Raw genomic sequence first — 16,957 nt, forward strand, 5'->3', positions numbered from 1 at the left:
GCCTGGCAGGAGTTACCCGATGTCCCTGAAGATCACCGACGACTGCATCAACTGCGACGTCTGCGAACCCGAGTGCCCGAACGGCGCCATCTCCCAGGGGGAAGAGATCTACGTGATCGACCCCAACCTGTGCACCGAATGCGTCGGCCACTACGACGAGCCGCAGTGCCAGCAGGTCTGCCCGGTGGACTGCATTCCGCTCGACGAGAACCATGTCGAGAGCAAGGACGAGCTGATGCAGAAGTACCTGATCATCACCGGCAAGGCCTGATCGGCATCCGCTGACGGGCGATCTTCGCTAGGCTATAGGGGCTGTCCCGCACGGATCATCCCCATGCCCGCCAAGCTTTTCCTCAGCGCCCTGCTGCTGGCCTGCGCGCTAGCCGCCCAGGCCGCGCCAAGTCGGCCCGAACAGGCCGCCGTCGCCACCGCCCACCCGGCCGCCACCGTCGCCGGCCTGGAAACCCTGGCCCACGGCGGCAACGCCTTCGATGCCGCCGTGGCCATCAGCGCCGCCCTGGCGGTGGCCGAGCCCTATGGTTCCGGCCTCGGTGGCGGCGGCTTCTTCCTGCTGCGCCAGGCCGGCGAGCAGCCGACCTACCGCTTCATCGATGCCCGCGAACGCGCGCCGCTGGCCGCCGGCCCCGACCTCTACCGGCGCGGCGGCACGGTGCAGCGCGAGCTGTCGCTGAACGGCGCGCTGGCCGCCGCCATCCCCGGCCTGCCCGCCGCCCTGGCGCACCTGGCCGAGCGCTACGGCAAGCTGCCGCTGCACGACTCGCTGACCCCGGCCATCCGCCTGGCCCGCGACGGCGTGGGCATCGACCGGGTCTATCGCGAGCGCGCCGAGTGGCGCCACACCGCCATGCAGGCCGATGCGGAAACCGCGCGCCTGTTTCTCGACCAGGGGCGCATCCCGCCCCTGCACGGCCTGCTGCGCCAGCCGGAACTGGCGCGCACCCTCGAGCGCCTGGCCGAGGCGGGCCATGCCGGCTTCTACCAGGGCGAGACGGCCAGGCGCCTGCTGCAGGGCGTGCAGGCCGCCGGCGGCATCTGGACGGCAAGCGACCTGCGCGACTACCGGGTGGTCGAGCGCCTGCCGCTGCGCTACCCGCTGCAGGATGGCCGCGAGCTGATCAGCGCACCGCCGCCCTCCGCCGGCGGCGTGGCCCTGGCGCAGAGCCTGGGCATGCTGCAGCAGCTGCCCTGGCGCGAGGCCGGCGCCCTGCAGCGCAGCCACTACGTGATCGAGGTATTGCGCCGCGCCTACCGCGACCGCGGCCTGCTCGGCGACCCGGACCAGGTGGACAACCCGCTGTCGCAGCTGCTCGCGCCCAGCTACCTGAGCCACCTGGTGCAGAGCGTACAGGTGGACAAGGCCAGCGCCAGCAGCAGCCTGCCGCCGGCACTGGCCTGGCGCGAGGGCGACCACACCACCCACTTCACCGTGCTCGACCGCGAGGGCAACGCGGTGAGCGCCACCCTGTCGATCAACCTGCCGTTCGGCGCCGCCTTCACCGTGCCCGGCACCGGCGTGCTGCTCAACAACGAGATGGACGACTTCGCCGCCGACCCGCAGGGCAGCAATGTCTATGGCCTGGCCGGCAGCCACGCCAACGCCATCGCCGGCGGCAAGCGGCCGCTGTCGTCGATGAGCCCGACCTTCATCGAGAGCGAGGCGGAACTGGCCAGCTTCGGCACCCCGGGCGGCAGCCGCATCCCCAGCATGGTGCTGCTGGCCGTGCTCGACTACCTGGACGGCAAGCCGGTGGCCCAGTGGCCGGCCACGCCGCGCTACCACCAGCAGTACCTGCCGGACGTGGTCGAGTACGAGCCCGGCGCCTTCAGCGCCAGCCAGCTGCACAGCCTGGAAATGCGCGGCCACCGCCTCAAGCCGGTGGAACGCCGCTACGGCAACCAGCAGGTGCTGCTGTGGCGCAAGGGCAGCGGCCAGGTGGAAGCGGCCAGCGACCCGCGCGGGGTCGGCCGCGCCGCGCTCTGGTAATAAAAAACCCGGCACAAGGCCGGGTTTTTATTGGCTTGGAGAAAGCGCCTTACTCGACTGCCTTGACCATGTCCTCGATGACCTTCTTGGCGTCGCCGAACACCATCATGGTCTTGTCCATGTAGAACAGTTCGTTGTCCAGGCCGGCGTAGCCGCTGGCCATGGAGCGCTTGTTGACGATGATGGTCTTGGCCTTGTAGGCCTCGAGGATCGGCATGCCGGCGATCGGCGACTTCGGATCGTTCTTCGCCGCCGGGTTGACCACGTCGTTGGCGCCGAGCACCAGCACCACGTCGGTCTGACCGAACTCGGAGTTGATGTCTTCCATCTCGAACACCTGCTCGTAGGGCACCTCGGCCTCGGCCAGCAGGACGTTCATGTGGCCCGGCATACGACCGGCGACCGGGTGGATCGCGTACTTCACGGTCACGCCGCGGTGGGTCAGCTTCTCCGCCAGTTCCATCAGCGCGTGCTGGGCACGGGCTACCGCCAGGCCGTAGCCCGGAACGATGACCACGGTGTCGGCGTTGGTCAGCAGGAAGGCGGCGTCGTCGGAGGAACCCGACTTCACGTTGCGCTCCTGCTGGGCACCAGCCGGGCCGCCGGCATCGGCGTCGGCGCCGAAGCCGCCGAGGATGACGTTGAAGAACGAGCGGTTCATCGCCTTGCACATGATGTACGAGAGGATGGCACCGGACGAACCCACCAGCGAACCGGCCACGATCAGCATCGAGTTGTTCAGCGAGAAGCCGATACCGGCAGCCGCCCAGCCCGAGTAGGAGTTCAGCATGGACACCACCACCGGCATGTCGGCACCGCCGATCGGGATGATGATCAGCACGCCGATGACGAAGGCCAGCGCCACCAGGATGGCGAAGGCGGTGATGTTGCCGGTGAAGGTGAAGTACAGGCCCAGGGCCAGGATCGCCAGGCCGATGACCAGGTTGACCATGTGCTGGCCCTTGAACACCACCGGGGCGCCCTGGAACAGACGGAACTTGTACTTGCCCGACAGCTTGCCGAAGGCGATCACCGAACCGGAGAAGGTGATGGCACCGATGGCCGCGCCGAGGAACAGCTCCAGGCGGTTGCCGGCCGGGATGGCGTCACCCAGGTTGGCGACTATGCCCAGCGACTGCGGCTCGACGACCGCGGCGATGGCGATGAACACGGCAGCCAGGCCGATCATGCTGTGCATGAAGGCGACCAGTTCCGGCATCTTGGTCATCTCGACGCGCTTGGCCATGATCGAGCCGGCGGTGCCGCCGACCAGCAGGCCGACCAGTACGTAGGCGAGGCCCTTGGCAGCGCCACCCTCGGCCATCTCGGCGCCCAGCTTGAACACCAGGAAGATGGTGGTGACCACGGCGATGGCCATGCCGACCATGCCGAAGGCGTTGCCCTGGCGCGAGGTGGTCGGGTGGGAGAGGCCCTTCAGCGCCTGAATGAAGCAGACGGAAGCGACCAGGTACAGCAGGGTGATCAGGTTCATGCTCATCTTATTTGCCCTCCGCCTTGGCCTTGGGCGCCTTCTTCTTGAACATTTCCAGCATGCGGCGGGTGACCAGGAAGCCACCGAACACGTTGACCGCGGCCAGGGCCACGGCCAGGGTGCCCATGGCCTTGCCCAGCGGGGTGACGGTCAGGGCGGCGGCCAGCATGGCGCCGACGATGACGATCGCGGAAATGGCGTTGGTCACCGCCATCAGCGGGGTGTGCAGGGCCGGGGTGACATTCCACACCACGTGGTAGCCCACGTAGATGGCCAGCACGAAGATGATCAGGTTGTAGATGCTGGGGGAGATCAGTTCCATCTCGCGACTCCTTAACCGTTCTTGCGCACGACTTCACCGCCCTTGCACATCAGGCAGGCAGCGACGATGTCGTCTTCGAGGTTGAGCTGGAACTGGGCTTCCTTGTCGATCACGAGCTTGAGGAAGTCCAGCAGGTTGCGGGCGTACAGGGCGGAGGCATCCGCCGGCACCATGGCGGCCAGGTTGGTGTGGCCGACGATGGTCACGCCATGCTTGACCACGACCTGATCGGCCTCGGTCAGCGGGCAGTTGCCACCCTGGGCAGCGGCCAGGTCGATGACCACGGAGCCCGGCTTCATCTCGGCGACGGTGGCCTCGTGCAGCAAGGTCGGCGCCTTGCGGCCGGGGATCAGCGCAGTGGTGATGACGATATCGGCCTGCTTGGCGCGCTCGTGCACCGCCTTGGCCTGGCGCTCCATCCACGACTGCGGCATCGGGCGGGCATAGCCACCGACACCCTGGGCGCACTCGCGCTCTTCATCGGTCTCGAACGGCACGTCGACGAACTTGGCGCCGAGCGACTCGATCTGCTCCTTCACCGCCGGACGCACGTCCGAGGCCTCGATCACCGCCCCCAGGCGCTTGGCCGTGGCGATGGCCTGCAGGCCAGCCACGCCGGCGCCGAGGATCAGCACGCGGGCGGCCTTCACGGTACCGGCGGCGGTCATCAGCATCGGCATGAAGCGTGGGTAGTGGTTGGCGGCGAGCATCACGGCCTTGTAGCCGGCGATGTTGGCCTGCGACGACAGCACATCCAGGCTCTGCGCGCGGGAGGTACGCGGCGCGGCCTCCAGGGCGAAGGCGGTGATGCCGCGGGCATTCATGCGCGCGATGGTGTCGTTGCAGAACGGGTTGAGCATGCCGACCAGCACGGCGCCGGACTTCATGTGGGCCAGTTCGGCTTCGGTCGGGGCGACCACTTTCAGCACCAGGTCGGCACCGAAGGCGGCGGCATCGTTGCCGATGGTCGCGCCGGCGGCTTCATAGGCGCTGTCCGGGATACTGGCGCTGACGCCGGCACCGGCCTGAACGGTCACCTGGTGGCCCTGGCCAACCAGCTTCTTGACGGTTTCGGGCGTCGCGGCAACCCGCGTCTCCCCGGCGTGGGTCTCGAGAGGAACACCGATGTGCACTTCAAATCTCCTGCGTGATCTTTTAGGTGAACCTGCGCGCTACGCTGGCACGCGGGCAAAAGGGGATCAGCACAAAGCCGCACCGGAAGGGGGCGGGCGCGGCATTTTGCAGGCGATTGCCTGGGCCTTCAAGAAATTCTGAAGCGGTACTGATTGGTAACTACAAGTCACACCGTGACCTGTAGTTCCTTATCCATCCCGGAAAGTCCCGTTGTTGCTGGGATGCCGGGCCATTTCGCGAGGATCGCGGCGCAGAGCGGCATTCGGGGCGTGAATGGCCGTTCGTCGATTTATCCGAATGGGCGGGAGCGGCCTAGGCGCGCGGCAGAAAATGTCGCGGAGGCGACGCTTTGTAGTAGCCGGCGCGCGAGGACTACGCTGCGCGCCGGCGCAGCGGCCGCCTGGGGCGCGGCCGCGGGGGTCAGGAGGCCAGAGGCTTGTGCGGGCGGATGCAGGTGGGGCCGGCACGCTTTTCGACGGCCGCTTCCACTTCCGCGCGCAGGCCGAGCAGGAAGCCCAGCTCGGCGACCACGAACAGCGGGCCGACCACCAGGCCCATCAGGTCGTCGACGAAGGCCGGCTTGCGCCCCTCGTAGTAGTGGCCGATGAACTGGATGATCCAGCCGACCACGAACAAGCCGAGGCCCGCGCCCAGCCAGACCAGGGTGCCCTGTTGCGCCAGCGCCGCGCCGGCCCACAGGCACAGGCCCAGCAGCAGCGCCATGACCAGGCCGAAACGCAGGTCCAGGCGCAGGTAGAAGATCCCGGCGGCCAGCGCCGTGAGCAGCGCCGGCGAGGCCCACAGGCCGGCAACCTCCCAGCCCGGGCGCGACAGCAGCACGGCCACCGCCACCACTATCATCGGAATGCCGATGAAGTGGCTGAAGATGTTGCGCCGGTCGCGGTGGTATTCGGCATACTGGCCGAGATGGTCGACGAGGGTTTTCATTATCGGAGTTCCTCAGCAAGGCAGGCTTGGTGGCATCATCACGCCAGCCCCCGGTGCACGACTGTCAGCTAGGCGACAAAGCCCATGAGCGAGAGCCCATCCCACTATCGACCCCTGCTGGAACACGGCCAGTGGTTCAGCCACCTGTCGCCGGCGCTGCGCGACACCCTGCTGGGCGAGGCGCGCCTGCTGCGCCTGGAGCCGGGGCAGCGCCTGTTCCGCCGCGGCGACCCGCCCTGCGGCCTGTACGCGGTGCTGGAGGGCATGATGCGGGTCGGCGCGGTCGGCCGCGACGGCAAGGAGGCGCTGCTGACCCTGGTCGAGCCGCCCTACTGGTTCGGCGAGATCTCCCTGTTCGACGGCCAGCCGCGCACCCACGACGCCTATGCCGAGGGCCCGACCCTGCTGCTGCAGGTGCCGCAGGCGGCGCTGCTCGCCCTGCTGGCCCGCGAGCCGGGCCACTGGCGCGACTTCGCCCTGCTGATGAGCCAGAAGCTGCGCCTGGCGTTCATCGCCCTGGAGGAGATGAGCCTGCTGCCGGCCGCGCCACGCCTGGCCCGGCGCCTGCTGATGATGGCCGAGGGCTACGGCGAGACCGGCCCGCGCCGGGTGCTGCACCTGGCCCAGGAGCAGCTGGCGCTGATGCTCGGTCTGTCGCGACAGACCACCAACCAGATCCTCAAGGAGCTGCAGGCGCGCGGCGCCCTGCACCTGACCTACGGCGAGATCGAGATAGTCGACGTGGAGCTCCTGCGCCAGGCCGCCGGGGTCGCCTGAGCGCGCCTCAGCCAGCGGCCAGCAGCGGCTGCGGTATGCGCAGGAGGAATTCCGGGCGCAGGCCGAGCATGCGCGCCGGGCGGCTCTCGGCCAGCTCGCCGATGCTGCGGCTGGCCGGCAGGCCGAGCAGCTGGCCGCACAGGTTGAGCACCAGCGCCTCGCGCGAAAAGACACCGGCACCCAGGCCGTAGAAGGCGGCGATCAGCTCGCGCAGGCCGAACGGCAGGCGCCAGCGGATGCGCAGCGCCGAGCCGAAGCCGGCTGCGCGCTGGCGCAGCGCCTGCTCGATCTGCTCGTTGCCCAGGGCGCCACCGGCGTCCTGCCAGTCCTGCAGGCAGCGCAGCAGGGCCAGCTCGCCGATGTTGTGCAGCAGGCCGGCGGTGTAGCACAGCTCATGGTCGAGGCGCAGCTGCGCCGCCAGCCAGTGGGCCAGCTCGGCGCTGCGCTGGGCGCGCTCGCCGACCACGCCGGCCAGTTCGGCCAGGCGCGGGTCCTGCAGGCGCGCACTGCGCTGCAGCGCCAGTCCCAGCACCAGGTTGAGGGCACGCGCCACGCCCAGGCGCTGCAGGGCCTGGGCCAGGGTCTGGCAGATGCCGCCGCGCTGCTCGGCGGCGCTGTTGGCGGCAGCGATCAGGCGCGCGGTGATCTGCGGGTCGCGGGAGAATTCGCGGGCCAGCTGGCCCAGGTCGGTCTCGCTGGCTTGCAAGCTGTTGGCCACCGCGCCGCGCACGTCGGCCAGCAGCGGCGCGCCCTGGCCTTCCTCGCGCACGCCGTCGAGGTACTGCTCGAGGTCATCCACCAGCAGCGGTGCGGCGACAGCGGCACCGTCGTTGCTGGCGGCCGGCAGCAGGCCGGCCAGGCGCTGGCGCAGGTGTTCGGCATTGAACGGCTTGGCCAGGTAGGCCGCCGGCGCCAGCGGCAGCACGGCGCGCACGCTGCCGGCGTCGACGCGGTTGCTGATCAGGATGTACGGCATGGCCGGCGTGCGCGGGTGGCGGCGCACCTGGCGCAGCAGCTCGATGCCATCCAGCCCCGGCAGCTCGCCATCGGCGATGATCAGGTCGGGCAGGCGCCGGCGGCAGCGCGCCAGCGCCGCCTCGCCATCGCTGCAATGCTGCACCCGGGCATCGCTGCGAATATCCAGCACCAGCTGGGTGAGCAGATCGGCGGTCCAGGGGTCGGCTTCGGCTATGAGAACTTCCGGTACTGCAGCCGGGGCGGACATGGGGACCTCAATGATGGCGAAATAATGGCGTCATGTTTGCGGCGCGCATTCTACCTGCCGCAAGTGTCCAGACCAGTGCCGGCCGACGAAATGCTGGCCGCTGGGTCAGACTATCTAAACGCGCCGTCGCGGCCCGCGCACGGTGTCATTTCGCCGCAGCCAGGCTGGCGCCGATCAGTGCCCGGCTCGCGGTCAGCACCTCTTCCTGGCACTGCGGCGTGGCCAGCATGCGCGCCACCACCAGGGCGCCGACGCACTGGGCGAGGATGGCCCAGGCCAGCTGCGGGTCCTCCAGGACCTCGCCCCAGGCCTGCTGCAGGCGCACCAGCCAGTGCTCGGCGCGCGCCCGCACGGCGAGGTCGGCCCGGGCGATCTCCGCACCCAGGGTGGGGATGGCGCAGCCGCTGTCCGGCTGCTCGACATGCGCCATGCTCAGGTAGCTGGCAAGGCAGCGCTGCAGCCGCTCGCGGCCGGCTTCGCCATCGCCGAGCCTCTTCAGGCTGTGGCTCAGCTCGCGCTCGACGATCTCGGCGAACAGCTCGTCCTTGGAGGAGAAATGCCCGTAGAAGGCGCCTCCGGTGAGGCCGATGGCCTTCATCAGGCCGTCCACCCCGGTCGCGGAAAAACCGCCGCGCTTGGCCAGCGCGCCGCTGCTGGCCAGCAGCTTCTCGCGGGTCTGGGCCTTGTGCTCGGCGGAATAGCGCATGATGGAACTCCTGCTTGACGGATGTCGGAAGCTTAGCATAACGTCCGTTAACTAAACGATCGTTTATCAAAAGAGGTGAGCGGCATGAGCGACAAGAAAGTGGTCCTGGTGATCGGCGCGGGCGACGCCACCGGCGGCGCCATCGCCAAGCGCTTCGCCCGCGAGGGCTATGTCGCCTGCGTGACCCGGCGCAGCGCCGACAAGCTGCAGCCGCTGGTCGACGAGATTCGTGCCGGCGGCGGCGAGGCCCATGGCTTCGCCTCCGACGCACGCAAGGAAGAGGAGGTGGCCGCGCTGGTCGAGGGCATCGAGCGCGACATCGGGCCGATCGAGGCCTTCGTCTTCAACATCGGCGCCAACGTGCCGTGCAGCATCCTCGAGGAAACAGCGCGCAAGTACTTCAAGATCTGGGAAATGGCCTGCTTCTCGGCCTTCCTCACCGCCCAGGCGGTGGCGCGGCGCATGGTCACCCGCGGGCGCGGCACCATCCTCTTCACCGGCGCCACCGCCGGGCTGCGCGGCGCCGCCAACTTCGCCGCCTTCGCCGGCGCCAAGCACGGCGTGCGCGCCCTGGCGCAGAGCATGGCGCGCGAACTGGGGCCGCGGAACATCCATGTCGCCCACGTGGTGGTAGACGGCGCCATCGACACCGCCTTCATCCGCGACAGCTTCCCCGATATCTACGCACGCAAGGACCAGGATGGCATCCTCGACCCAGCGCACATCGCCGACAACTACTGGTTCCTGCACACCCAGCCGCGCGATGCCTGGACCTTCGAGCTGGATCTGCGCCCCTGGATGGAGCGCTGGTAACGGCTGGCTGCGCGCCGCTCGCTCAGCCTCGACTCCAGGCCGATAACAACAAGCACAAAAGAGAGCAACTCCATGAGCAAGACCGTCGAGTTCTACTTCGATTTCGGTAGCCCCACCACCTACCTGGCCTGGACCCAGCTGCCCAGGCTCTGCGCCGAGGAAGGTGCCACCCTGGTGTACAAGCCGATGCTGCTCGGCGGGGTGTTCCAGGCCACCGGCAACGCCTCGCCGGTGACCATTCCGGCCAAGGGCCGCTTCATGCTGCAGGACCTGGCGCGCTATGCCCGGCGCTACCAGGTGCCGCTGCAGTTCAACCCGCACTTCCCGATCAACACCCTGCCGCTGATGCGCGCCGCGGTGGCCGTGCAGCAGCGCCTGCCGGAGCGTTTCGAGGCCTTCCTCCAGCTGATCTTCGAAGCCATGTGGGTGCAGGCGCGCAATCTCGGCGACCCGGCCGTGCTGGCCGAGGTGCTGGCCACCGGCGGCTTCGATCCTCAGCAGCTGCTGGGGCTGATCGCCGAGCAGGCGATCAAGGACGCGCTCAAGGCCAACACCGACGAGGCGATCAAGCGCGGCGTGTTCGGGGCGCCGAGCATGTTCGTCGGCAACGAGCTGTTCTTCGGCCAGGACCGCCTGGACTTCGTGCGCGAGGCGCTGCAGGCGGGGTGAGATCTTTTCTCACCCCCGTCCCAGCCCGCGAAGCGCTGCAGGCCTGAGCGCTGGTGTAGCCCGGATGCAATCCGGGGACGGTGTTGTCTGCTTCCCGGATTGCATCCGGGCTACAGGAAGCGGCAGGTAAAAAAAGACCCGCCGAAGGGCGGGTCATGAGGGAGACGCCTGGCCTGGTGAGCCACAGGCGAATCGGGCATCGCCCCGCGAGGGCGACACGCAGGATCGAGGCTCCCGACGTGCGGGAGCCATGACGCTTAGGCCAGCTCGTCGAAGCACTCGGCGACGATGGCGATGCCTTTTTCCAGCTGGGCATCCGGGATGGTGACCGGCATGAGGAAACGGATCACGTTGTAGTAGGTGCCGCAGGACAGCAGGATCAGGCCCTTCTCGCGCGCACGGGCAACGATCTTGCCGACCAGCTCGGCGGCCGGCTTGTTGTGATCGCCACCCTCGAACAGCTCGATGGCGACCATCGAACCCAGGCCGCGCACGTCACCGATCACCTTGTGCTTGGCGGCGATGGCATTCAGGCCAGCCTTGAGCTTCTCGCCCACGGCCTGCGAACGCTCCAGCAGCTTCTCTTCGTCGAATACCTTCATCACGGCCAGGGCCGCGGCGCAGGCGATCGGGCTGCCGGCATAGGTGCCGCCCAGGCCGCCGGGGGCGATGCTGTCCATGATCTCGGCCTTGCCGCACACGCCGGAGATCGGGAAGCCGCCGCCGACCGATTTGGCGAAGGTGGTCAGGTCCGGCACGATGCCCAGCTGCTCGGTGGCGAAGAAGGTGCCGGTACGGCCAGCGCCGGTCTGCACTTCGTCGGCGATCAGCAGGATGCCGTGCTGGTCGCACAGGGCGCGCAGGCGCTGCATGAACGGCTTGGAGTTGACGTAGAAGCCACCCTCGCCCTGCACCGGCTCGATGATGATGGCGGCGATGTCCTGCGGCTGCGCGTCGTTCTTGAAGATGCGCTCGATGCTGGCGATCGACTCGTCTTCGCTGATGCCATGCAGCGGGCACGGCGCCAGGGCGCGGAACACACCGCCCGGCATCAGGCCCATGCCGGCGGAATAGGGAACCACTTTGCCGGTCAGGCTCAGGGTCATCATGGTGCGGCCGTGGTAGGCGCCGGTGAAGGCGATCACGCCGGCGCGGCCGGTGGCGGCACGGGCGATCTTCACGGCGTTCTCGACGGCCTCGGAGCCGGAGGTGACCAGCAGGGTCTTCTTGGCGAAGTTGCCCGGCACGCGCTTGGCGATTTCCTCGCACAGGGCGATGTAGGGCTCGTAGGCCAGCACCTGGAAGCAGGTGTGGGTCAGCTTGGTCAGCTGCTCCTGCACGGCGGCGATCACCTTCGGATGCAGGTGGCCGGTGTTCAGCACGGCGATGCCGCCGGCGAAATCGATGTACTCGCGGCCGTCGACGTCCCACACGGTGGCGTTCTCGGCGCGCTCGGCGACGATCGGGTGGATCTGGCTGACGCCACGGGCCACGGCGGCCTGGCGACGTTGCAGGAGGGATTCGTTCTTGCTCATTGTGGTCCTCATAAGCCGCAGTTCACGGCTCGTTCCAAGGATGATGACGGGGCGGGCGACGCTGCAGCTAACGATGATCGAACTGCCGTCTACCCGCTGGCCGTCGGCTGGGTTAGCCGGTGCCACCACCGGAAACGCCGACGCCGGGTGACCACGACTCCTGCCTGTCACCCGACACCCACGGATTCGTTACCCGGGCGGCTTATACGCCGCCGAGGCACATGTATTTGATCTCGAGGTAGTCCTCGATGCCGTACTTGGAGCCTTCGCGACCCAGGCCGGAAGCCTTCACGCCGCCGAACGGCGCCACCTCGGTGGAGATCAGGCCGGTATTGATGCCGACCATGCCGTACTCCAGGGCCTCGGCCACGCGGAACACGCGGCCCAGGTCACGGGCGTAGAAGTAGGAAGCCAGGCCGAACTCGGTATCGTTGGCCAGGCGGATCACTTCGGCCTCGTCCTTGAAGCGGAATACCGGGGCCAGCGGGCCGAAGGTCTCTTCCTTGGCCACGGCGGCGTTGTTCGGTACGTCGACCAGGATGGTCGGCTCGAAGAAGCTGCCGCCCAGGGCGTGCGGCTTGCCACCGAAGGCCAGCTTGGCGCCTTTGCCCAGGGCGTCGGCGATGTGCTCCTCGACCTTGGCCACGGCCTTGCTGTCGATCAGCGGGCCGGTGGTGGTGCCTTCTTCCAGGCCGTTGCCGATCTTCAGCTTGGCCACGGCCGCCTTGAGCTTGTCGACGAAGGCGTCGTACACGCCGTCATGCACGTACAGGCGGTTGGCGCAGACGCAGGTCTGGCCGTTGTTGCGGTACTTGGAGATCAGCGCGCCTTCCACGGCGGCATCCAGGTCGGCGTCGTCGAAGACGATGAACGGCGCGTTGCCGCCCAGCTCCAGGGACACCTTCTTGATGTCGTGGGCGCATTCGGCCATCAGCTGGCGACCGATCTCGGTGGAGCCGGTGAAGGTCAGCTTGCGCACGATCGGGTTGCTGGTCAGCTCGCCGCCGACTTCGCCGGCGCTACCGGTGACCACGCTGAACACACCGGCCGGGATGCCGGCACGCTGCGCCAGTTCGGCCAGGGCCAGGGCGGAATACGGGGTCTGCGAGGCCGGCTTGAGCACCATGGTGCAGCCGGCGGCCAGGGCCGGGCCGGCCTTGCGGGTGATCATCGCCGCCGGGAAGTTCCACGGGGTGATGGCCGCGGTCACGCCGATCGGCTGCTTGATCACGATGATGCGCTTGTCCGGCTGGTGGCCGGGGATGGTGTCGCCGTAGATGCGCTTGGCTTCCTCGGCGAACCACTCGATGAAGGAGGCGGCATAGGCGATCTCGCCCTTGGCCTCGGCCAGCGGCTTGCCCTGCTCCAGGGTCATCAGGCGGCCCAGGTCGTCCTGGTTGGCCATGATCAGCTCGAACCACTTGCGCAGCTTGCCTGCACGCTCCTTGGCGGTCAGCGCACGCCAGGCCGGCAGGGCGCGCTCGGCGGCCTCGATGGCGCGGCGGGTCTCGGCGCGGCCCATCTTCGGCACGCTGCCGAGGATCTCGCCCGTGGCCGGGTTGTTCACGGCGATGGTCTGGCCGCTGTCGGCGTCCAGCCACTGGCCGTCGATGAAGGCCTGTTGGCGGAACAGCTGGGCGTCTTTCAGTTGCATGGCGTTCTCCTGTACGCGCCACCACGGAGGCAAGGCAGTAAGGGCATAAAGGTAGCCCGCCAAGAGGCGGGCGGGCGTTTGAAATGTCAAACGAATCCTAGGGCCAGCGTCGACAAAGGGCAAGAGCCTTGTTCGATAAAACCAACAAAATAACCAAAAAGTATGAGGGCCACGCCGCTCCCCGATATTTCCCCGCCAACCTTGCGGCAGCCATGGCCGGAGTTGGATCGCAGGGTCGCCGCGGGTAGCGCTGCCGGCCGCCCCACGTGTTCGATATAAAGAACGCCCATATCACAACGGCCTGTAGTGCCGTTCGCCACACGCTACAGCTCAGCCGCGCAGCGAGTCGCGGTACTGGCTGGGGCTCTGCCCGGTCCAGCGCTTGAAGGCGCGGCTGAAGCTGCTGCTGTCGGCGAAGCCGAGCAGGTAGGCCACTTCGCCGATGGCGCAGTCGGCCTCGGCCAGGTGCTGCAGGGCCAGGTCGCGACGGGTGTCGGCCAGCACCTGCTCGTAGCTGCTGCCTTCCTCGCTGAGGTGCCGTTGCAGGCTGCGCAGGCTCAGGTGCAGGCCATGGGCCAGGGCCTCGGCGGAGGGCTCGCCGTTCGGCAGGCACTGCTCCAGGGCACGGCGCAGGCGGCGCGCCACGGTGTCGGGCTGCAGCGCCTCCAGGCGTTTACGCAGCACCGCCTCGTTATGGGCGGCCAGCTCCGGGTTGCCGTCGGCGAGCGGTTGGTCGAGGTCGGCACGGGCGAAGCACAGCATGTCTTCGGCGGCGGCGAAGTGCACCGGCGCGCGAAACACCGCCTGCCAGGGCCGCGCATCGGCCGGCGGCGGCCGGCGCAGGTACACGGCCAGCGGCGCGTAGCCGCGACCCAGGCGATTGCGGCAGGTGCGCACGTAGATCGCGGCGAAGGCGTCGATGGCCTCCGGCGCCGGTGCCGGCGCGCCCGGTGGCAGGCGGAAATGCAGCTCACAAGCCTCGCCGACCTCGCGCAGCTCCAGCACCAGAGCGTCGCTGACCACCTGGTGGTAGCGCACGATGCGCTCGAACACTTCGCGCAGGCTGCCGCTGGCCATCACCGCCAGCCCCAGGGCGTGGAAGGTGGTGGGCGCGACGTGACGCGAGGTGTGCAGGCCGAGGGTCGGATCGCCGCTGGCGTCGACCGCCAGCTGCCACAGGCGGGTGGTGGCGTGCAGCGGGTAGCGCGCGTTGGGGTCGTCCATCAGCGTCGGGTCGAGCCCGGCGACCTGGCACAGGGCGGCGCTGTCCAGGCCGAGGGCGTCGAGCTGGCGGCGCAGGGCGCGGGTCCAGCTGGCCAGGGTGGAGGCTTCAGTCATGCAGCTTGGCATTCTCGGTCAACAGGTTGGCGTTGTCGGTCAGGCGGGGTGGTGCCGACGGGGGCACTCTAGCCTGGTCGAATCCAACAACAGTCCGCGGTGCCTGGCAGGGCATCGAACAAGAGGATGCGTGCATGACCCCGACTCCTGCAACCCATCAACAACGCTCGGCGCATATCCGCGCCGTGGTGATGGCCCGTGGCGACGAGCTGCGCCGGCGCTACCCGCTCCTGCAGCACCAGGACGCCCTCGGCGCCGGCATCCTGGCCTTCGCCCTGGCCGGCATGCTCGGCAGCGCCTGGCTGTATGCCGAGGGTGCCATCGCCTGGTGGGCCTGCCTGCTGGCCAACGCCTTCTTCGCCTCGCTGACTCACGAGCTGGAGCACGACCTGATCCACTCAATGTACTTCCGCAAGCAGCGCCTGCCGCACAACCTGATGATGGCGCTGGTGTGGTTGGCGCGGCCGAGCACCATCAACCCGTGGATCCGCCGCCACCTGCACCTGAATCACCACAAGGTGTCCGGCACCGAGACCGACATCGAGGAGCGCGCCATCACCAACGGCGAGCCCTGGGGGCTGGCGCGGCTGCTGATGGTCGGCGACAACGTCATGTCTTCGCTGATCCGCTTCCTGCGCGCCAGGACCTGGGCCCATCGCAAGATGATCGCTACGCGCACCCTGGTCGGCTACGCGCCGCTGGGCCTGTTCAACTGGGGCACCTGGTATGTGCTCCTCGGTTTCCACCTGATCGACTTCATCGCCTCCGTCGCCGGCGCACCGATCACCTGGTCGGCCACCACCCTGGCGGTGATGGATGGCGTGACCTTCGCCGTGGTGGTGCTGGTCGGCCCCAACGTGCTGCGCACCTTCTGCCTGCACTTCGTCAGCTCCAACATGCACTACTACGGCGACGTCGAGCTGGGCAACGTGATCCAGCAGACCCAGGTGCTCAACCCCTGGTGGCTGTGGCCGCTGCAGGCGTTCTGCTTCAATTTCGGCAGCACCCACGGCATCCACCACTTCGTGGTCAAGGAGCCCTTCTACATCCGCCAGCTGACCGCGCCGGTGGCGCACCGGGTGATGCGCGAGATGGGCGTGCGCTTCAACGACTTCGGCACCTTCGCCCGCGCCAACCGCTGGCAGGCGCAAGAGAAGCCGACCAGCGCCACGACCCAACAGGTCGCCTGAGCCCTGCTGTTAGTCCCCTCTCCCATTTATGGGAGAGGGCCAGGGAGAGGGTTGCTCTCCTATTGCCGCTCCCGGAATTGCCCATGAACACCCTGATCGTTCACGCCCACCCCGAGCCGCAGTCCTTTTGTAGCGCCATGAAGGACCTGGCCGTCGCCACCCTGGAGGGCGCCGGCCATGCCGTGCAGGTCTCCGACCTCTATGCGATGAACTGGAATCCGGTGGCCAGCGCCGCCGACTTTCAGGCTCGCAGCAATCCCGATTACCTGGTCTATGCGCTGGAACAGCGCGAGGCGGTCAAGGCTGGCGTTATCGCCGCAGACATTGCCGCCGAGCTGGACAAGCTGCTGTGGGCGGATCTCGTGATCCTTAACTTTCCGCTGTTCTGGTGTTCGCTGCCGGCCATGCTCAAGGGCTGGATCGACCGCGTGCTGGTCTCCGGTACCTGCTACGGCGGCCTGCGCTTCTACGACCGCGGCGGCCTGGCCGGCAAGCGTGCGCTGCTGAGCTTCAGCCTCGGCGGCCAGCAGCACATGTTCGAGGACGAAGATGCCGTGCACGGCGACTGGGAGCCCATGCTGCGCCCGCTGCAGCGTGGCACCCTGGCCTATGTCGGCATGCGCGTGCTGCCGCCGTTCGCCGCCTACCACGTGCCCTATATCAGCCCCGAGGCGCGTGGCGTGATCCTCGATCAGTACCGCGACTACCTGCTGCGACTGGAAAGTATCGAACCGCTGCGCTTTCCCTCGCTGGCCAACTTCGACCGCGGCCTGCGCCCGCTCGGGCAGCAGGTGCCGGCATGAAGACCTGGATCTGCATCATCTGTGGCCTGATCTACGACGAAGCCACGGGCTGGCCGGACGATGGCATTCCCGCCGGCACGCCCTGGGCCGAGGTACCCGACGACTGGCTGTGCCCCGACTGCGGCGTGAGCAAGGCCGACTTCGCCATGCAGGAGCTCTGACCGACAGCCCGCATGGACGCCCGCGAAGCGGATGCGTATGATTGCGCCCCGCAACGCATCCGTAGCTCAGCTGGATAGAGTACTGCCCTCCGAAGGCAGGGGTCGTGGGTTCGAATCCCGCCGGATGCGCCAGACAGAAAAAAGCCCCGAGGCATTCGCCCCGGGGCTTTTTTTTTACGGCCCCG

General features: G+C 68.2%; 17 protein-coding genes and 1 tRNA gene. 9 read left to right on the top strand and 9 right to left on the bottom strand.

Annotated elements, in window-relative coordinates; all coding sequences use genetic code 11:
* The first annotated feature begins 19 nt into the window (after positions 1-19).
* Both DMO17_RS00600 and ggt read left to right on the top strand, forming a co-directional pair.
* On the top strand, positions 20-271 hold the full coding sequence (locus tag DMO17_RS00600; protein WP_110680380.1) for a YfhL family 4Fe-4S dicluster ferredoxin: 252 nt from the start codon (positions 20-22) through the stop codon (positions 269-271).
* A gap of 63 nt (positions 272-334) precedes the next feature.
* A complete protein-coding gene (gene ggt, locus DMO17_RS00605) occupies positions 335-2,005 on the top strand; it encodes a gamma-glutamyltransferase (protein ID WP_110680381.1) in 1,671 nt (556 codons plus the stop codon).
* A 49-nt stretch (positions 2,006-2,054) separates the two neighbouring features.
* Here the strand turns inward: ggt and DMO17_RS00610 are convergent, their stop codons facing one another.
* The 4 genes from DMO17_RS00610 to DMO17_RS00625 form a co-directional block, all read right to left on the bottom strand.
* Positions 2,055-3,503 (bottom strand): NAD(P)(+) transhydrogenase (Re/Si-specific) subunit beta, encoded by a 1,449-nt coding sequence (locus tag DMO17_RS00610; protein ID WP_110680382.1) that lies wholly within the window; start codon positions 3,501-3,503, stop codon positions 2,055-2,057.
* Between the two features lies 1 nt (position 3,504).
* Complete coding sequence (locus tag DMO17_RS00615) at positions 3,505-3,819, bottom strand: NAD(P) transhydrogenase subunit alpha part 2 (protein WP_021700956.1); 315 nt, start codon at positions 3,817-3,819, stop codon at positions 3,505-3,507.
* 11 nt (positions 3,820-3,830) lie between these two features.
* Positions 3,831-4,952: a Re/Si-specific NAD(P)(+) transhydrogenase subunit alpha gene (locus DMO17_RS00620; protein ID WP_110680383.1), complete on the bottom strand. Its 1,122-nt coding sequence runs from the start codon at positions 4,950-4,952 to the stop codon at positions 3,831-3,833.
* A 421-nt stretch (positions 4,953-5,373) separates the two neighbouring features.
* Entirely contained in the window at positions 5,374-5,901 is a 528-nt protein-coding gene (locus tag DMO17_RS00625) for an Mpo1 family 2-hydroxy fatty acid dioxygenase (protein WP_110680384.1), read from the bottom strand.
* Positions 5,902-5,985: 84 nt separating this feature from the next.
* Between DMO17_RS00625 and DMO17_RS00630 the strand changes: the two genes are divergently transcribed.
* Positions 5,986-6,678, top strand: a complete 693-nt coding sequence (locus DMO17_RS00630) for a Crp/Fnr family transcriptional regulator (RefSeq protein WP_110680385.1) — start codon at positions 5,986-5,988, stop codon at positions 6,676-6,678.
* Between the two features lie 7 nt (positions 6,679-6,685).
* Here DMO17_RS00630 and DMO17_RS00635 read toward each other — a convergent pair whose 3' ends face one another.
* Positions 6,686-7,903 carry an HDOD domain-containing protein gene (locus tag DMO17_RS00635; RefSeq protein ID WP_110680386.1) on the bottom strand — a complete coding sequence of 406 codons (1,218 nt, stop codon included), beginning with the start codon at positions 7,901-7,903 and terminating at the stop codon, positions 6,686-6,688.
* Between the two features lie 145 nt (positions 7,904-8,048).
* The gene (locus tag DMO17_RS00640; protein WP_110680387.1) at positions 8,049-8,609 is read right to left on the bottom strand and encodes a TetR/AcrR family transcriptional regulator; all 561 of its coding nucleotides are present in this window, start codon (positions 8,607-8,609) and stop codon (positions 8,049-8,051) included.
* Positions 8,610-8,693: 84 nt separating this feature from the next.
* Between DMO17_RS00640 and DMO17_RS00645 the strand changes: the two genes are divergently transcribed.
* Positions 8,694-9,422, top strand: a complete 729-nt coding sequence (locus DMO17_RS00645; RefSeq protein WP_110680388.1) for an SDR family oxidoreductase — start codon at positions 8,694-8,696, stop codon at positions 9,420-9,422.
* 72 nt (positions 9,423-9,494) lie between these two features.
* The gene (locus DMO17_RS00650) at positions 9,495-10,091 is read left to right on the top strand and encodes a 2-hydroxychromene-2-carboxylate isomerase (RefSeq protein WP_110680389.1); all 597 of its coding nucleotides are present in this window, start codon (positions 9,495-9,497) and stop codon (positions 10,089-10,091) included.
* A 257-nt stretch (positions 10,092-10,348) separates the two neighbouring features.
* Here the strand turns inward: DMO17_RS00650 and gabT are convergent, their stop codons facing one another.
* The 3 genes from gabT to DMO17_RS00665 form a co-directional block, all read right to left on the bottom strand.
* Positions 10,349-11,626, bottom strand: coding sequence for a 4-aminobutyrate--2-oxoglutarate transaminase (gabT, locus tag DMO17_RS00655; protein WP_110680390.1), 1,278 nt, complete (start codon positions 11,624-11,626; stop codon positions 10,349-10,351).
* 202 nt (positions 11,627-11,828) lie between these two features.
* Entirely contained in the window at positions 11,829-13,280 is a 1,452-nt protein-coding gene (gene gabD, locus DMO17_RS00660; protein WP_110680391.1) for an NADP-dependent succinate-semialdehyde dehydrogenase, read from the bottom strand.
* Positions 13,281-13,610: 330 nt separating this feature from the next.
* Positions 13,611-14,618 (bottom strand): AraC family transcriptional regulator, encoded by a 1,008-nt coding sequence (locus DMO17_RS00665; RefSeq protein WP_110680392.1) that lies wholly within the window; start codon positions 14,616-14,618, stop codon positions 13,611-13,613.
* A 134-nt stretch (positions 14,619-14,752) separates the two neighbouring features.
* Here DMO17_RS00665 and DMO17_RS00670 point away from each other — a divergent pair, with 134 nt between their 5' ends.
* The 4 genes from DMO17_RS00670 to DMO17_RS00685 all read left to right on the top strand — a co-directional run bounded on the left by DMO17_RS00670 (position 14,753) and on the right by DMO17_RS00685 (position 16,904).
* Entirely contained in the window at positions 14,753-15,808 is a 1,056-nt protein-coding gene (locus DMO17_RS00670) for a fatty acid desaturase (RefSeq protein WP_110680393.1), read from the top strand.
* Between the two features lie 83 nt (positions 15,809-15,891).
* The gene (locus tag DMO17_RS00675) at positions 15,892-16,611 is read left to right on the top strand and encodes an NAD(P)H-dependent oxidoreductase (protein WP_110680394.1); all 720 of its coding nucleotides are present in this window, start codon (positions 15,892-15,894) and stop codon (positions 16,609-16,611) included.
* Complete coding sequence (locus DMO17_RS00680) at positions 16,608-16,772, top strand: rubredoxin (protein ID WP_110680395.1); 165 nt, start codon at positions 16,608-16,610, stop codon at positions 16,770-16,772. The genes DMO17_RS00675 and DMO17_RS00680 overlap by 4 nt, the downstream gene beginning before the upstream one ends.
* Positions 16,773-16,827: 55 nt before the next feature.
* Positions 16,828-16,904: transfer RNA gene (locus tag DMO17_RS00685), tRNA-Arg, on the top strand.
* Positions 16,905-16,957: the final 53 nt, after the last annotated feature.

Origin of the sequence: Aquipseudomonas alcaligenes, from assembly GCF_003205495.1 — a bacterium.
Lineage (GTDB): Bacteria > Pseudomonadota > Gammaproteobacteria > Pseudomonadales > Pseudomonadaceae > Aquipseudomonas > Aquipseudomonas alcaligenes_B.